This window comes from Rhodococcus yunnanensis NBRC 103083, from assembly GCF_001895005.1.
GTDB classification, from domain to species: Bacteria; Actinomycetota; Actinomycetes; order Mycobacteriales; family Mycobacteriaceae; genus Rhodococcoides; species Rhodococcoides yunnanense.
Genome location: NZ_BCXH01000003.1, coordinates 136395 through 153163, shown reverse-complemented (window position 1 = coordinate 153163; position 16769 = coordinate 136395). Strand labels below are relative to the sequence as shown.

General features: G+C 65.2%; 14 protein-coding genes. 5 read left to right on the top strand and 9 right to left on the bottom strand.

Going from position 1 to position 16769, the window contains the following annotated elements:
* Position 1: 1 nt before the first annotated feature.
* Together RY1_RS07125 and RY1_RS07120 are read left to right on the top strand one after the other, a co-directional pair.
* Positions 2-1174, top strand: coding sequence for a cation:proton antiporter (locus tag RY1_RS07125; RefSeq protein WP_072802848.1), 1173 nt, complete (start codon positions 2-4; stop codon positions 1172-1174).
* Positions 1175-1188: 14 nt separating this feature from the next.
* On the top strand, positions 1189-1878 hold the full coding sequence (locus RY1_RS07120; protein WP_072802847.1) for a GntR family transcriptional regulator: 690 nt from the start codon (positions 1189-1191) through the stop codon (positions 1876-1878).
* 11 nt (positions 1879-1889) lie between these two features.
* Here the strand turns inward: RY1_RS07120 and RY1_RS07115 are convergent, their stop codons facing one another.
* On the bottom strand, positions 1890-4040 hold the full coding sequence (locus RY1_RS07115) for a 3-hydroxyacyl-CoA dehydrogenase NAD-binding domain-containing protein (RefSeq protein WP_072802846.1): 2151 nt from the start codon (positions 4038-4040) through the stop codon (positions 1890-1892).
* Between the two features lie 10 nt (positions 4041-4050).
* Positions 4051-5262: an acetyl-CoA C-acetyltransferase gene (locus RY1_RS07110; protein WP_072802845.1), complete on the bottom strand. Its 1212-nt coding sequence runs from the start codon at positions 5260-5262 to the stop codon at positions 4051-4053.
* 238 nt (positions 5263-5500) lie between these two features.
* On the opposite strand from RY1_RS07110, the gene RY1_RS07105 reads away from it, so the two are divergent.
* Positions 5501-5740 carry a hypothetical protein gene (locus RY1_RS07105; RefSeq protein WP_072802844.1) on the top strand — a complete coding sequence of 80 codons (240 nt, stop codon included), beginning with the start codon at positions 5501-5503 and terminating at the stop codon, positions 5738-5740.
* Between the two features lie 106 nt (positions 5741-5846).
* Here RY1_RS07105 and RY1_RS07100 read toward each other — a convergent pair whose 3' ends face one another.
* The 5 genes from RY1_RS07100 to phoU all read right to left on the bottom strand — a co-directional run bounded on the left by RY1_RS07100 (position 5847) and on the right by phoU (position 12387).
* Positions 5847-8180: a DNA polymerase III subunit gamma and tau gene (locus RY1_RS07100; protein WP_072803057.1), complete on the bottom strand. Its 2334-nt coding sequence runs from the start codon at positions 8178-8180 to the stop codon at positions 5847-5849.
* Positions 8181-8258: 78 nt separating this feature from the next.
* Positions 8259-10280, bottom strand: a complete 2022-nt coding sequence (locus tag RY1_RS07095) for a helicase-associated domain-containing protein (protein WP_072802843.1) — start codon at positions 10278-10280, stop codon at positions 8259-8261.
* Positions 10277-10852, bottom strand: coding sequence for an HhH-GPD-type base excision DNA repair protein (locus tag RY1_RS07090; protein WP_072802842.1), 576 nt, complete (start codon positions 10850-10852; stop codon positions 10277-10279). The genes RY1_RS07095 and RY1_RS07090 overlap by 4 nt, the downstream gene beginning before the upstream one ends.
* A gap of 23 nt (positions 10853-10875) precedes the next feature.
* Positions 10876-11679, bottom strand: a complete 804-nt coding sequence (locus RY1_RS07085) for a transglutaminase-like domain-containing protein (protein WP_072802841.1) — start codon at positions 11677-11679, stop codon at positions 10876-10878.
* Positions 11680-11733: 54 nt separating this feature from the next.
* Positions 11734-12387, bottom strand: a complete 654-nt coding sequence (gene phoU, locus RY1_RS07080; protein WP_072802840.1) for a phosphate signaling complex protein PhoU — start codon at positions 12385-12387, stop codon at positions 11734-11736.
* Between the two features lie 172 nt (positions 12388-12559).
* Here phoU and RY1_RS07075 point away from each other — a divergent pair, with 172 nt between their 5' ends.
* Positions 12560-12889 carry a YnfA family protein gene (locus tag RY1_RS07075; RefSeq protein ID WP_072802839.1) on the top strand — a complete coding sequence of 110 codons (330 nt, stop codon included), beginning with the start codon at positions 12560-12562 and terminating at the stop codon, positions 12887-12889.
* Positions 12890-12920: 31 nt separating this feature from the next.
* On the opposite strand, the gene RY1_RS07070 is transcribed toward RY1_RS07075, so the two are convergent.
* Positions 12921-14228 carry a lipase family protein gene (locus RY1_RS07070; RefSeq protein WP_245819528.1) on the bottom strand — a complete coding sequence of 436 codons (1308 nt, stop codon included), beginning with the start codon at positions 14226-14228 and terminating at the stop codon, positions 12921-12923.
* Between the two features lie 221 nt (positions 14229-14449).
* Complete coding sequence (locus tag RY1_RS07065; RefSeq protein WP_072802838.1) at positions 14450-15121, bottom strand: TetR/AcrR family transcriptional regulator; 672 nt, start codon at positions 15119-15121, stop codon at positions 14450-14452.
* Between the two features lie 108 nt (positions 15122-15229).
* Here RY1_RS07065 and RY1_RS07060 point away from each other — a divergent pair, with 108 nt between their 5' ends.
* Positions 15230-16753, top strand: coding sequence for an MFS transporter (locus tag RY1_RS07060; RefSeq protein WP_072802837.1), 1524 nt, complete (start codon positions 15230-15232; stop codon positions 16751-16753).
* Positions 16754-16769 lie beyond the last annotated feature (16 nt).

Here is a 16769-nt window from a genome sequence, read left to right as displayed (position 1 = left end):
CATGGCCGAGAGCGCGCTGGCACTGACCGAGCTCGGTGCGGTGTTCTTCGTTCTCGGTCTGCTCGCGCGACTCGCAGGAAAAATCGGGGTCTCCCCCATTCCGTTCTATCTGCTCGGCGGTCTGTGTTTCGGCAACGGCGGCATCATCGATCTCGGTGGGATCGACGAGTTCAGCGAACTCGCCAGCGAGATCGGCGTCATCCTGCTGCTCCTGTTGCTGGGACTCGAATACACCGCAACCGAGCTCGTCACCGGACTACGGAAGTCCTGGCTGGCCGGCGTGGTCGATATCGTCCTCAACTTCATCCCCGGGGCCGTCGTTGCGCTCCTGCTCGGCTGGGGCGGTGTCGGCGCCCTCGTGCTGGGAGGCGTCACCTACATTTCGTCGTCGGGCATCATCGCCAAGGTCCTCACCGACCTCGGCAGGCTCGGTAACCGTGAAACACCCGTCGTGTTGTCGATCCTGGTGTTCGAAGACCTCGCGATGGCCGTGTATCTGCCGATTCTGACCGCGGTGCTCAGCGGGGTCAGCTTTCTCGGTGGACTCGAAGCGCTCGGAATCTCATTGTTCGTCATCACCTTCGTGCTGGTCGTGGCGCTGCGCTACGGCAAGTTCGTGTCCACGATCGTCGACAGTCCCGACCGCGAAGTGGTACTGCTCAAGGTGCTGGGATCTGCATTGCTGGTCGCAGGGATCGCATCGGAGCTGCAGGTGTCCGCGGCCGTCGGCGCCTTCCTGCTCGGTATCGCGATCTCCGGTTCGACGGCCGACAACGCAACCCGCGTTCTCGAACCTCTGCGTGATCTGTTCGCCGCCATGTTCTTCGTCGTGTTCGGTCTCGGCACCGACCCGGCGACAATTCCTCCGGTCCTCGGCTGGGCGATCGTCCTGGCCGTCACGACCACCGTCACCAAGGTCATGACCGGTGCATGGGCCGCCGGGCGTCAAGGCATCGGACGGCCCGGTCGCCTCCGCGCCGGTGCGGCGCTCGTCGCGCGCGGAGAGTTCTCCATCGTCATCGCAGGCCTCGCGGTCGCTGCAGGCGCGGTCGAAGGCGAACTCGCGGCGTTGGCCACGGCGTACGTGCTGCTCATGGCGGTTCTCGGGCCGGTAGCGGCGCGCGTGATCGAACCGCTGGCTCGCACCGTCACGCGCACCAAGCCCGCACTGTGATTTGCTAGATCGTCATGGCTACCAGACGTCGATCGGTATCGGACAGCGTTTCTTCCGCGCTGCGCCGACGCCCTCAACTGTCCGAAGACGTCGCCGATCACGTTCGGCACCTGGTCATGTCCGGCGAAGTGCGGCCAGGAGACTTCATCAGGTTGGACGAAACCGCCGCTCGCCTCGGCGTCAGCGTCACTCCGGTACGTGAAGCTCTGCTGACGCTGCGGGGCGAAGGAATGGTCGAACTGGTGCCCCACCGCGGATACGTCGTCTCGCCGCTGAGCGACGACGACATCGTGGACATCTTCTGGCTGCAAGGCCAGATCGCCGTCGAGCTGGTGCGCCGGGCAGCACCGAAGATCACGGCCGACGTGATCGCCGAACTCGAGTGGAGCAACGCATCGCTCTCGGCCGCGGTCGAGCAAGGCCAGGCCCACGAGGTGGAGATCGGCGAGTTCGAGTTCCATCGTGTGCTCAACCGGCTCGCCGACGCCGGCAAACTCGCCTGGTTCCTCAACAATGCGACGCGCTACACCCCCACCCGGTTGTACGCGGTCGATCCCGAATGGGGGCGCGAGGCCGTCCGCAGTCACGAGCAGCTCATCGCCGCACTGAAGTCCTCCGACGTCGACGAAGCCTGCCGGCTGATGCAGCGCCAGTTCACCGACTGTGCCGAGCGGTTGATCGCCTACCGCTCGGCCCAGTCGTGAACATCAGGTGATCAGCGCAGGGAATCCGGCGCGGTGAAGCGCTCGCCGTACTTGGCTGCGAGCTCGTCGGCGCGCTGCACGAAGCCTGCCTGACCACCTTCGTAGCCGACGACGTACTGGTGCACGCCACCGGTCCAGGCCGGGTAGCCGATGCCGAAGATCGAGCCGATGTTCGCGTCGGCGGTGGTGTTGAGAACACCCTCGTCGAAGCACTTCTGCGTCTCGATGGCCTCGATGAACAGCATCCGCTCGATGAGATCCTCGAACGGCGCCTCCGAGGTGCCCGACTTGAAGGCGTCACGCAGACCTGGCCACAGGCCGGTGCGCTTGCCGTCGGCGTACTCGTAGAAGCCCGCGCCCTTCGCCTTCGACGGGCGCTCGAACTCATCGACCATCTTGTCGATGACGGCACCTGCCGGATCCTCGGGAGGAGTCTGACCCGCGGCGATCAACGCGTCGTAGGTCTCCTTGCGGATCTTCTGCATCAGGTTGAGCGTCAGCTCGTCGGAGAGCTGCAGCGGCGCTGCCGGGTAACCGGCCTGCAGACCTGCCTGCTCGATGGTCGACGGCTCGACGCCCTCACCGAGCATCGCGATCGCCTCGTTGATGAAGGTGCCGATGACGCGGGAGGTGAAGAACCCGCGACTGTCGTTGACAACGATCGGAGTCTTCTTGATGATCTGCACCAGGTCGAACGCCTTCGCGAGCGCTGCGTCCGACGTGTTGTCGCCGCGGATGATCTCCACGAGCGGCATCTTGTCGACGGGTGAGAAGAAGTGGATTCCGATGAAGTCCTCCTGCCGCTTCACGCCCTTCGCCAAGCTCGTGATGGGCAGCGTCGAGGTGTTGGAGCCGAGCAGTGCCGTCGGATCCACCAGGTCCTCGATCTCCTGGAACACCTTCTGCTTGAGTTCCTCGGACTCGAACACGGCCTCGATGACGAGGTCGGCGCCGTCGACGTCCTTCGCGTCCGCGGTCGGATGGATCCGCGCGAGCAGAGCATCGGACTTCTCTTGCGTTGTCTTGCCGCGCGAGAGCGCCTTGGCTTCGATGGCCTCGGAGTAGGCCTTGCCCTTCTGCGCCGATTCGAGCGCAACATCCTTGAGCACGACCTCGATGCCCGCCTTCGCACACACATACGCGATGCCTGCGCCCATCATGCCCGCGCCGAGCACGGCGACCTTGGAGAACGTCGTCTTCTCGATGCCGTCGGGACGCGATTTACCCGAGTTGATCGCCTGCAGATCGAAGAAGAACGCCTGGATCATGTTCTTCGAGACGCGGCCGGTGACGAGTTCGGTGAAGTACCGGGACTCGATGGTCGACGCGTTGTCGAAGTCCACCTGAGAGCCTTCGACTGCGGCTGCGAGGATCGCGCGCGGTGCCGGCATCGGCGCGCCCTTGATCTGCTTACGCAGGTTCGACGGGAACGCAGGCAGGATCGCCGCGAGCTTCGGATTCGACGGCGTGCCACCGGGAATCTTGTAGCCCTTCACGTCCCACGGCGCGACGCCGCCCTCGGGGTTGGCCTTGATCCACGCCTTCGCGGCGGGAACCAGCTCGTCGATGCTGTCGACGAGCTCGTGCACGAGCCCGATCTCGAGCGCCTTGTCCGGACGGAACCGAGTGCCCTGGGCAAGCACGGTCATGAAGCCGGTCTGAATGCCGAGCAGACGCGTGATGCGGGTGACGCCGCCGCCGCCGGGCAGCAGGCCGAGCGAGACCTCGGGTAGACCGAGCTGCACGCCGGGGACGTTCGCCGCGATGCGGTGATGCGTCGCGAGGGTGATTTCGAGTCCGCCGCCGAGTGCGGCGCCGTTGATCGCGGAGACGACGGGTTTGCCGAGCTTCTCGAGCCGGCGCAGCTGAGCCTTGACGGTCTGGACCTCGTCGAACACCTGCTGGGCGTCCTCCGGCTGAGCCTTGATCAGGTTGTTGAGGTCACCACCGGCGAAGAAGGTCTTCTTGGCGGAGGTGATGACGACGCCGGTGATGGAGTCGACTTCCTTCTCCAACCGGTCGACGGTGGCACCCATCGAGTCCTTGTACAGCTGGTTCATCGTGTTGGCGCCCTGGCCCGGATCGTCCATCGTGAGTACGACGATGCCGTCCGAGTCCTGCTCCCACGTGATCATGTTTCCGGCAGTGTCAGTGTTTGTCATGTCTCAGCCCTCAGACTCGCTCGATGATGGTGGCAACGCCCATGCCGCCGCCGATGCACAGGGTGATGAGTGCGTACCGGCCGCCGCGGCGCTCGAGCTCGTCGAGCACTGTTCCGGTGATCATGGCGCCCGTCGCGCCCAGTGGGTGGCCCATCGCGATGGCCCCGCCGTTGACGTTGAGCTTCTCGTTCGGGATCTGCAGATCCTTCTGAAAGCGGAGGACGACGGACGCGAATGCCTCGTTGAGCTCGAAGAGATCGATGTCGTCGACGGTCAGCCCTGCCGTCGCGAGAACCTTCTTCGACGCAGGCGTCGGGCCGGTCAGCATGATCGTCGTATCGGCACCGGAGGTGGCCGTCGCGACGATGCGTGCACGCGGCACCAGGTTCAGGTCCTTGCCTGCCTGCTCGCTACCGACGAGCACGAGAGCTGCGCCGTCGACGATGCCGGAGCTGTTGCCGCCGGTGTGGACGTGATCGATCTTCTCGATCCAGTGGTACTTCTGCAGTGCCACGTCGTCGAACCCGCCCATCGCGGCGACGCCGGTGAACGCGGGGTTGAGCTTGCCGAGCGATTCGACGGTGCTGCCCGGACGCATGTGCTCGTCGTGATCGAGGATCAACAGCCCGTTCTGGTCGGTGACCGGCACGACCGACTTGGTGAAGTAGCCACCCGACCACGCCGCCGCGGCGCGCTCCTGGGACTGCACGGCATAGGCGTCGACGTCCTCGCGGCTGAACCCCTCGATCGTCGCGATGAGATCTGCACCGATGCCCTGAGGTGCGAAGTACGTGTCGTAGTTGGTCGCGGGGTCCATGGCCCATGCGCCGCCGTCGCTGCCCATCGGGACGCGCGACATCGATTCGACGCCGCCCGCGATGACGACCTCGTCCCAGCCCGAGCGCACTTTCTGCGCGGCCAGGTTGACCGCTTCCAGGCCCGAGGCGCAGAACCGGTTGAGCTGGAATCCACCGACTGTGTCCGGCATCTTGGCAGCGAGCACCGCGGTGCGCGCGATGTCGGCGCCCTGATCTCCAACGGGAGACACGACACCGAGGATCAGGTCGGAAATGCGGTTCTCGTCGAGGTCGGGAAACCGGCGGCGTAGCTCGTCGATCAGACCGGTCACCAGCGAGATCGGCTTGACGGAGTGCAGTGAACCATTTTTTCCCTTGCCGCGGGGGGTTCTGATGGCCTCGTAAATGAACGCCTCTGTAGTCACAGCGGGGTTGTTCCTTCCACGTACCGATTCGGCGGCGGCGCCGGTACAGCGCGCCGCAGGACTCGAGGAATACACCTCGGCTGTCTTCAGACTAGAACCAGTTTCATTGCGGCGTGAAGGACCGAAACGAGCGTTCTCCGTGACCGTCGCGTTCGGTTTGGTGAGAATCGTCCCTGGGTAGAACTACGATCAACCTCGGGGCACGACAACCGGGGGGACTGAAGAACCCAGGAGATGAATGTCTATGGACACCCAACAGCCGTTCACGGTCGGCGCGCGCGTCAAAGTGCGCTACAGCTCCGACCCGGAACTCGCGCGTGAGCAGTGGCCGAAGCATTCCGGCGTCGTCAAGGAAGACTTCGGCGACCAGACCACGGCCGTCACCGAGCGTTCATGGGCCCTTGCACATCGTTACGCCGTGGCCCTCGACGACGGACGCCTGGTGTTCATCGATCCCGCGGACATCGAACCCGCCTAGAGCTGGTCACGTAGACCCTGCATCACGTAAACCCTGTGCGGCGGCGATGGCCGATGCACACGTCGGGAGAGATGCTTCGGCTAGGGAGATATCCTCCGGCGAGCGACTACACCTCCTTGAGAGGCGTCGCTCCCAACTGCGACTGCAACAATTCCAACGCCACCGTCTCGGGATCCCGGCGCACCGACGGGTCGGCCGGCTCGGCTGCAGCCTTGAGCAGCTCTTCCTCGTCCTCCGGCGTCTCCGGTGGCGGCGGGCCCGCCGGTTCCGGATCATCCGGGTAGTCGGGCGCCTCCGGCGGCGGAATGTCGTCGTACGACGCACTGCTTCCCCCCGGCGAATCCCCGCTGCCGGACGAGCTGCCACCTGCCGAACGACCGCCCGATCCGTCTCCGGCCGAGCCGAAAGCATCGTCGGTTCTCCGTGCAGGCTTGCTCTGACTCGGCCTGGAGAATTTGGTCAGCGGAGCTTTCGGCGCCTCGGTTACGGCCGAGTTGACCGCTAGTTCCTCGGCGGGCGCAGCCGCACCGACAACACACGTCACCGCCCAGTCGACACCGAACACATCACGCAGAGCGTCACGGATTACATCCGCGTTCCGCGGTTCCTGAAGCCGCTTCGCGAGCGGCGCCGAATCGTGTCCCAGCGTGATCGACTCCGCATCCACCGCGCGCACCGACGCCCCGGACAACATGACCTCGACCGTGCGACTGCGCTCCCGCACCTTGGCCCTCACCTCGGACCAGACCGCGCGCACCGCAGCCGCATCGGGCTGAGCCGACACCGGCTTGTCCGGTTCTGGAGCTGGTTCGGGTTCTGGAGCTGGTTCGGGTTCTGGAGCTGGTTCGGGAACAGACGCCTGCGGTGCCACGGAAAGGGGTTCCGGGACAGGCTCGGAGACCGGCTCGGGCTCAGGGGTGGGCTCAGGCTCAGGCGTGGGCTCGGGAACTGGGGTCGGCTCGGGCTCGGGAACTGGCGTCGGCTCGGGTGTGGGGGGCACTGTCGCGACCGGTACAGGCACAGGGGCCTCGGGCACAGGGGGCACAGGCACTGGAGGTACAGGTGCCTCAGGGGCTGGCGTTTCGGTTCGCTGCGAAGGCCGGACGAACTTCGGCGACGCCTCACCCGCAGAGCTACGTGAGGCAGGGTCCCCAGCAGCAGGGTCCCCAACAGCAGAGTTCCCAACGGCAGAGTTCCCAACCGCTGTGGGCGGCTGGGGCGGCGCCTCGACTGCTCGGCGCTGGGACGCCTGGTCCACAGCCGCTTGCTCCCCTGCCGGCAGGGTGACGTCGAGCCTACGCTCGAGACGCTCCAGCCGTTGCAGCACAGCCGATTCCGCGTCGGACGCCGACGGAAGCAGCATCCGAGCGCACATGACCTCGAGGAGCAATCGCGGCGCCGTGGCACCGCGCATCTCACCGAGACCGGAGTGCACGATCTCGGCGTACCGTGCAAGCGTCGCCGAACCGATCCGCCCTGCCTCGTCACGGAGGCGTTCGAGGACGTCACCGGGGACATCGACAAGGCCGCGCTCACCTGCGTCCGGCACAGCCCGCATCAGAATGAGGTCACGCAGCCGCTCGAGGAGATCGGTGGCGAAGCGTCGCGGATCGTGCCCGGCGTCGACGACCTTGTCGATCGTGCCGAACAGCGAGCCTCCATCGCCTGCGGCGAGCGCATCGACGGCCTCGTCTATCAGTGCCACATCGGTGACACCGAGCAACGACAGCGCGCGCGGATAGGTGACACCCTCGGGCCTTGCACCTGCGAGCAACTGATCGAGCACACTGAGCGAATCACGCGGCGAACCTCCACCGGCGCGAATGACCAGCGGATACACAGGGTCCTCGACGGCGACGCTCTCCTGAGCGGTGATCTTCTCCAGCAACCCGCGCATGGTCGACGGCGCCAGCAACCGGAACGGATAGTGGTGCGTCCTGGAACGAATGGTCGGCAGCACCTTCTCCGGTTCGGTGGTGGCGAAGATGAAGACCAGGTGCTCCGGCGGTTCCTCGACGACCTTGAGCAGCGCGTTGAAGCCTGCCGTGGTGACCATGTGGGCCTCGTCGATGATGAAGATGACGTAGCGCGATTCGGCCGGCGCGTACACGGCCTTGTCTCGCAGGTCGCGGGCGTCGTCGACGCCGCCGTGACTCGCGGCGTCCATCTCGACGACGTCCAAGTTTCCCGGTCCACCAGCGGCGAGTGCGACGCACGAGTTGCAGACTCCGCACGGCGTCGACGTCGGGCCCTCGACGCAGTTGAGCGAGCGAGCAAGAATACGCGCCGACGACGTCTTGCCACAGCCGCGCGGGCCGGAGAAGAGGTATGCGTGGTTGATGCGACCAGCATCGAGCGCGACGCTCAACGGCTCGGTGACATGCTCCTGCCCGACGACCTCGGCGAACGTCGCAGGACGATACTTCCGGTAGAGAGCCACGCAGAGAAGGGTACCGGCGAGCACCGACAACGGCATCGATGCCCCGGCGCCTCCGTCAGGGATGCCCCGGCGCCTCGGTCAGGCGAGTCCCCTGGCCACCATTTTCAGTCGCGTGACCTCGATGCTCGTCCGCGCCTGCTGTTTCTTCGACCAGAAGTGCAGCAGCCACGAGTCGAGCGCGACATCACTGATCTCGTCCTTGACGATGCCCCGCGACGGCGTGAGGATGTCCACGACAACAGGGGTTCCGAACGCGACGGCATGTGCGAGTGCCTGCACGTCACGGGCAGGCAGCCTGCTCGTCCGTCCCAGCATCGCCGCCACCCGTTCGACGTCGATGTCGAGGTCCTCGCCACCGACGAGCGCATGCGCCAGCACACCGACGTCGGAACGCGGACGGATTCCGGTCGACAAAGCCGGACGTACGGGCCGCGCAGCAACCCGCGTCCTCGGCGGTGTGCCCCCGACAACCCCAACCCCGACAACTCCAGCCCCAACCCCGCCGCCCCCAACCCCGCCGCCTCCGACCCTGTGGCCGACCGGTGAGTAACCCGCCGCGCGCAATCTGGCCAGCACCTCGGTGCCGGGCATCTCGGTCGTCAACCACGTCGCCTCGTGCTGGACAACCTCGAGAATCCCGCGCGCGACTATCTCGGCGATCAATGTCGGGTCCGCCGAGTCGATTCGGCCCGAATCGGCGTGCACCCCGATCACGCCGTGCCGACGAGCACTGTCCCGGATGAGGTAGTCGAGCGGCTGGGGCACATCGGTGATCGCGAGCTCGTCCAGCGACGCGATCAACTCGTCTGCCGAACCACCGGCATCGAGGAAACCGCGCACCGACTGCGGGGTGAATCTCCACGTCGACGCCGATCCCTTCGTCTCGGTCGCCGCAGAAGAGTTCAACACCGTCGACATCCGCTCGTTCACCGGTCCCGTGACCACCGCACTGAGATCGGGCAACAGTCGGAGCGTGCATTCGGAAGTGGAGACGATATCGTCCAGCACCTGACCGATCGCCGATTCGACCGCGGCCGCATCCGCGCCGACGAGCTCACCCAGCGCTCGCGACAGGTCCGTGGCGCACCCGTCGACGATGATTCCCAGTGCACTCGCCTCACGCCACACCGCAAGCGGATCACCGGAATTCGCCATAACGGCGTACAGGGGAAACTTCCACAAGAGAAACCGTCCAGCCGCCTCGCCGTCGGGGAACCCGCTGCCGTGCATTGCCGTGATCATGCGCTGGCGAAGAGGAACCGTGTGCGGATCGAACGCACGGTCACCGAGGACCGGTGCATTCTTGCTCGACGGGGTCGGCGGTATCCTGTTGGTCGGCGACACCTCCGAACACCACCATGCAGCAATGATTTTCGTCAGCCGGGCCGCCCGGTCATGCCCGAGCCACTCGGTGTAGGCGGTCGTACTTCGAACCGACGGAAAACTCGCGTCCACCAGACGCAGTTCGCCGGCAAGACCCAGCGCCATCTCGACTACGACATCATGCTCTGCAACAACGGTTTTCGTCAGAGCACGTATCTCGCGAACTCCGACGCCACCTGATTTCACGCTCTTCACCGCACCCGCGTCCACGGCGGCCAACACCCCGTCCAGGGTGTCCGCGAACCGCGCGATCGTCGATTGCTGAGTGGCTGTGATCGTCGCAGCCGCATACTCGACCGAAGACGATCGGCCATCCGGCGGACCCAGTCCGTCCAGGTCCGGCAGGTCGGGGCAGCTGTCGTACAGGTCGACGCAGTGGCAGGTGACACCGTCCATCCACGCCAGACCGCTCTCGGCCACCACCGCGAGCGCTCGGTCGACATCGTCGACCGTGTTCACCTGCCCCTCACCGACGGCCGCAGCCAGCGCCTGCCTGCGCATCGATCCGCCGTGCTCGCTCAGAACGGACAACACTTTCACCGCGCCCAGGTCGAGCTCGGCCACGGCGGCATCCACCGAACGCTCGGTCTGCAGCAGGTGCGCGAGAGCCGAATACGTCCGCGGCGGCGGATCGAGGGCGACGTCCGGCCGTTTGCCGAGCACAGCAGCCAGCTGCGACTCGTCGAGCGACCGCAGCCACTGCTCGTACGTGCTCACTTGTTCTTCGCGGCAGCCTTTGCGGCTTTCTTGAATTCGCGGACCTCGAGCAGAGACTTCGCGTCGACGACGTCGGCGATCGACCGGCGCGATCCATCGTCGCCGTATGCCCCGGCAGCCTTACGCCAACCGTCCGGCGTGACGCCCATCTGCTTTCCGAGCAACGCCAGAAAGATTCGAGCTTTCTGGTCGCCGTACCCGGGCAGCGCCTTCAGCCGCTTCAGCACCTCGGCGCCGTTCGGGTCGCCGCGGCGCCAGATCTGGTCCGGCTTGCCGTCGTAGTTCTCCACGAGATACTCGGCAAGACCCTGGATACGTTTGGCCATCGACCCTGGAAAGCGATGCACCGCAGGCGTCGTGGCACAGACGGCCGCGAACTCCTCGGGATCGGCGTGCGCGATGGTATCGACCTTCAGATCACCGAGCCGATCGACGAGCTTCTTCGGACCCGCGAACGCGGATTCCATCGGTACCTGCTGATCGAGCAACATCCCGATGAGCAGCGCGAACGGATCCTCGGCGAGTAGCGCATCGGCCTCTACGTCACCGGTCAGGTGCAATGTGGGAGACATGGCGTCGATCTTGTCACGCGGGGTCAGGTGATGGACACCAGCTGCGTGATGTCGTCGAACGGCAGAGGTCCGTCGACCACAGCACCGACGACGGCGTTGTTCAAGGTGATGGATCCGCCGTGGTTGTCCAGGAATGCAGTGTCTGCGGCGTCCCTGCCCGTCGCGATTCGAACCAGCGTGGACCTCGGCGCAAGACAGGTGGCGTCGACGACTCGCCACTGACCTTCGACGAAGGCCTCGGCGACAGCATGGAAGTCCATCGGGTCGCACCCGGGCGCGTACACCGCGACCAGTCGGGCCGGTACGTTGACCGCGCGCAGCAATGCCACGACGAGGTGCGTGTAGTCGCGGCAGACACCGGCTCCGGCCAGGAGTGTGTCGACCGCACCGTCGATGGGATCACTGCTACCGGGAACGTAACTGAGCCGAGCACCGACCCAGGACGAGACCTCGGCCAACAGCTTCTCCGACGGTGCATACGAGCCGAATTCGGTTGCGGCGAAACCGAAGAACTTGTCCGCCTCGGCGTACCGACTGGGGCGCAGGTACAGCGAGAGGTCGTAATCGGATACCGGTGCGGGCTCGGTGTTGCCGTAGATGGTCGCCGAGTACGAGACCTCCAGCTTTCCGACTCCCGCATGCAGCTTGTGGATCCGGGTGCCGTGCGCACCGCTGATCTCCTGCGCCTCGACGGGTTGGCCGTCGAGAGTGAACGACAGCGCTTCCCAGACATCGGCACCGGGGTGCGGCGCAACAGCGATCTGGAATTCGAGTGTGCTGGCCTCGGTGACATCGACGTCGAGGTAGGCCGAGACGTCACGTTTCATTGGGGTGATCCTGCCATCAGTCGGTCGATCGTGCAGTCCGTGCGCACGTTCGGCTCACGCGTCATCGGTGCGAAATTCGCCGGTGACGAGAAAGATCACGCGCTTGGCGACCTCGACGGTGTGATCGGAGAACCGCTCGTAGAACCGGCCGAGCAGAGTGATGTCCACGGCAGTCGGTACGCCGTGCGGCCAGTCGCTCGACGACGTGAGCGTGAACAAGCTGCGGTGCAGCTCGTCCATGGCCTCGTCCTTGGTGCGGAGCTCGCTCGCCAGTTCGGCATCACGAGTGAGAAGTACCCTGCGTGTCGCGTCGGCCTGCTCGACCGCAACGCGGCCCATCTCGGCGAACACGCATTCGACCTCGACGGGAATGACGTGGGCCGGGTGCCGTCTGCGCGCGAGTTCGGCTATGTGAATGGCCAATCCGCCCATGCGCTGCAGGTCGGCCACGATGTGGATCCCGCTGACCATGATGCGCAGGTCGAGCGCCACCGGCGACTGCAAGGCGAGCACCGAGAACGCCTTGTGCTCCCATTCGGCGGCCAGCGAGTCGATCTGCTCCCGGCTGCTGATCGTCGACTCGGCGAGCCCGAGATCGGCGTCGAGCAATGCCCTGGTGCCCGACGCCATCGCATCCTCGGCCAGCTGGCATATTTCAGCCAGATCGGCCGACAGGGCGTCGAGCTGATTGTTGTAGTTTTCACGCACAGCGAACCGCCACGTGCCGCAACTCCGAAAACCCCATGAACTGCCCCTCACCGTCGTGCATGGATCCCGTGCCTGGAAACCAGGGCCTGGAAACCTGGGCCTGACCCGGTTGGGCTTTACCCGCAACTGAATCTTTCTACACTCCGACCGAAATGTGGGATCGTGTGCTCCCGTGACGGTCATCAAGTCGATTCTGCTGTTCGGTGTGGCCGCGCTCTTCGAAATCGGCGGTGCATGGCTGATCTGGCAGGGAGTGCGCGAGCATCGTGGATGGATCTGGGTCGGCGCTGGTGTTGTGGCGCTCGGCGCCTACGGTTTTGTCGCAACCCTGCAGCCCGACGCGAATTTCGGGCGGATCCTCGCCGCGTACGGAGGCGTCTTCGTGGCCGGTTCGCTGGCGTGGGCGATGATCGCCGACGGTTTCCGGCCCGACCGATGGGACGTGGCAGGCGCTCTGCTGTGCCTGCTCGGTGTCGCCGTGATCATGTACGGTCCCCGCTGACGGCGATACACCGGCGGGGACCGTACATCGATCAGCAGTTGGACGGCGCGGGCACTCCGTAGAATCGATCCTTGATCCAGTTCTGCGCTTCGCCGAGGCCCAGAATGTCCGGAATCAGGTGTCCTGCACCGGATCCGGGAACGATAGCGGGAACCTGCGCGCTACTGAGCTGCACCGTCGCGCCCCTGCCGCACCACGCGCCCGCCAGCTGCACTGCCTGGCCGTGCGGCACGATGTCGTCGGAGGTTCCGGACTGACTCAACACCGGCGCGTTCGGGGTGCGCTCCCCGATCTTGTTCTGCGCCAGAATCTCCTGCGCCCTCGGGATCCGATCGAGGACCACCGACATCGGCTCACCGGTCTTGGTGTATTCCTGGGTGCGGTGCAATCCGACGGTCAGAATCGTCTCTCCCACACACTGATTCGCCACTTGGCCGAGCATCGCCTTACCGGCGTCGTTGATGTTCTCGTCGACGATGAGCTGCAGATCGGGGTCCGATTTCAACAGGCCGTTCAGGGTGTATCCGATGACGCCGGTGAGGATCGTTCCATCGACCTGCTCCAGAGTCTGCTTCAGATCGGCAGGCGGTGCACCTGCGTACGTGCCGACGAGATCGAGCTCGGGTGCATACTCCTCGGCCAGCTCGGCCGCTGCGGCTGCGGCACCGCCGCCCTGCGAGTAACCGTACGCGGCCACAGGGCCATCGCCCGAGATCTTGGTACCCGGCAGCTGCTGTGCTGCGCGCACTGCATCGAGTACCGCGTGCGCCTCTGCTGCCCGGTTGACGTAGGTATGCGCGCCCGGGGTGCCGAGTCCGTCGTAGTCGGTGATGACCACTCCGTAGCCTTGCGACAGAAGAGAATACGCAGCCAGTACCTCGTACTCGACCATGAATCCGAGTGGCGGCGTATAGGTGATGACGCGGTTCAGCATCCTCGACGGCGCGCACTGATCACCCTGACCCTGCGTGCCCGGCGCGAGGACGACGAGTGGACGCGGCCCTGGCCCGGTCCACTCGGCCGCCGGATCGATGTAGGTGCCGGTCACGGCATTCGGCTGATCGTTGGAGTCGGTGCTGCGGTACATGATTCGCGTGGCGTTCCCCGGTAAGGTTCCACCGATGCCCGGCACCGAGAGGGCCAAGGGCGACGGCTCGGTACGCAGCACATCGCCGGGCGATCCGGCCGGAAGCGGGTTCGGCGGGAGGTAGAAGTCCGATTCACCGGTCGAACCCGTCGACGAGCCTGCCGACGGCTGGGCAGAGGCGAGTGGAGTGACCACCGTCGCAGCCACGATCGCGGCGCCGATCACCGTTCCGAACATTCGTGACACTCGCATCGAACAAACCCCCCGTAGTTCCCACTCTTCGGTTCCCGCTCTTCGGTTCTTACCGTCGCTTCTCTACTGGGCGGTAATAACGCTCGAGACGAGACCATACGTGATGCAGGACACAGAGCGGTAGCGCACAGGTGCGCCTGACCGATGCGGCTGTGAGACATCACAGGACGGTCGGGTGAGCACGGTCGAAAACCCCGAGACTGTTGATGTTCGGTCACATATCAGCGACGGCGCCGGTGCATCGCAGTCTTCGCCGTCTCGATCTCGCCGGAGGTGAACGCACGGCCCGGTAACACGCTGTCGCCTCGCGACTCCGCACGAAGCCCGTCCAGAAGGATCGTGAAGTATCGCCGCCAGTTGGACGGCTCGACGGAACACGTGAAGTCCGACGCCGCCCCGACCATTCCCACGATGGGGAAGAAGTCGTTGAGCTCCACGTCCGGTCTGAGTTTTCCCGCGTCACGGGCCCGCGCAACGATCTTCTCGATGTACGGGTCGAGCCTTTCACGGACACGCGCAATGCCGCTGCAGCCCTCATCGGTGCCCATGACGACGTCGTTCAGCCCGCGGTCCGCCGAGATCGACTCGCACAGCCCTTCCAGGAACAGCACCAGTCCGTCCCACGCGTCATCGACCTTCAAAGCGTCCTGCGCCGTGATCAGCATGTCTTCGAGTCGCTGCTCGAACACGCCGTCGATCAGTTCTTCCTTGCACGAAAATCGCCGGTAGACCGTGCCGACACCGACCTTGGCGTGCGCCGCGACATCGTCGAGTGTGATGTCGATTCCGCGGGATGCGAACAGCTCACGAGCTGCGTCCACGATGCGTCGACGGTTCCGCTCGGCGTCGGCGCGCAGCGGCTTCGGCGCCGCTGTGTCAGCTCTCACACTCATTCTTTTGTCCGTTTCACCCGATAAGTGGAGGACAGTCCTCCACTTAGCTGCTACCTTTGTCCAATAACCGGAGGGTACACCTCCGGATAGTCGATCGAAGGAAATCCCATGACCGCATTGTCTTCGGACGACGTCGAATCGTCGTCAGGACTGGCAACGGAAGAAAGCACCGAAGCCAAGTCGCATCGGAATCGGTGGCTGATCCTGGCCACGCTGGGTCTCGCCCAGCTCATGGTGGTGCTCGACGCCACCATCGTGAACATTGCCCTGCCTGCCGCTCAGCTCGATCTCGGGTTCGACAACAGCAACCGGTCGTGGATCGTCACCGCCTACGCGCTCGCATTCGGCAGCCTTCTGCTGCTCGGTGGACGCCTGAGCGATCTGTTCGGACGCCGTAACACCTTCCTCGTCGGGCTCGTCGGCTTCGCCGTGATGTCCGCGGTCGGCGGCGCAGCCGTCAACTTCGGGATGCTCGTCGCTGCTCGCGCAGGCCAGGGCGTATTCGGTGCCCTCCTCGCACCCGCCGCCCTCTCGCTTCTCGCCACGACCTTCACCGATCCGAAGGAACGCGCCAAGGCCTTCGGCATCTTCGGCGCCATCGCCGGCGGTGGCGGAGCACTCGGCCTGCTGCTCGGCGGCGTTCTCACCGAGTGGGCAACCTGGCGCTGGGCGCTCTACGTCAACCTCGTCTTCGCAGGTATCGCGTTCGTTGCCGGCTTCGTACTGCTCGCCAGGCACACGGTGACCACCCGACCGAAGCTCGACATCCCCGGCACCATCACCGTCTCGGCAGCACTGTTCGCCATCGTCTACGGATTCGCACACGCCGAGTCCGACGGCTGGGGCAACACCGTCACCCTCGCATTCCTCATCATCGGTGTCGCACTGCTCGGCGTGTTCGCTGCACTGCAGCAGCGCGTCGCACACCCACTTCTGCCGTTGCGCATCATCCTCGATCGCACTCGCGCAGGATCGTTCCTCGCAGTGTTCATCACCGGTGCAGGCATGTTCGCGGTGTTCCTGTTCCTGACCTACTACCTGCAGAGCACGCTCGGATACACCCCGATCACCACCGGCTTCGCCTTCATGCCGATGATCGCGGCACTGATCCTCACTGCGACCGTGTCCACGGCAGTCATCCTGCCCCGCTTCGGACCTCGAACACTGATGACCGTCGGCATGACCGTCGCTGCCATCGGCATGGGTCTGCTCACCCAGATCTCGTTGGACAGCACCTATGCGATGCACATCATGCCCGGACTCATCGTGATGGGACTCGGCCTCGGCGCCACCATGGCTCCCGCCATGCAGGGTGCGATCTCGGGTGTAAATCCCGATGATTCCGGTGTCGCCTCGGCGACGGTCAACACCATGCAGCAGGTCGGCGGATCCATCGGCACCGCCCTGCTCAGTACGGTCGCAGCAAGCGCAGCCGCGTCGTACGTGACCGACAACATCGCCACCGCGACCAACGCGGCGGCACTACAGGCGAGCGCCGAAATCTCCAGTTACACAACCACATTCTGGTGGGCAACTGGCATCTTCGCTCTCGGCGCAGTGATGTCGGCCTTCCTCATGCGGCCGGGCCTGCTCCCCGAGGCTCCGGAAGGTGCCGTCGTCGTCGGGCACTGATTTCTCGCGACCGACT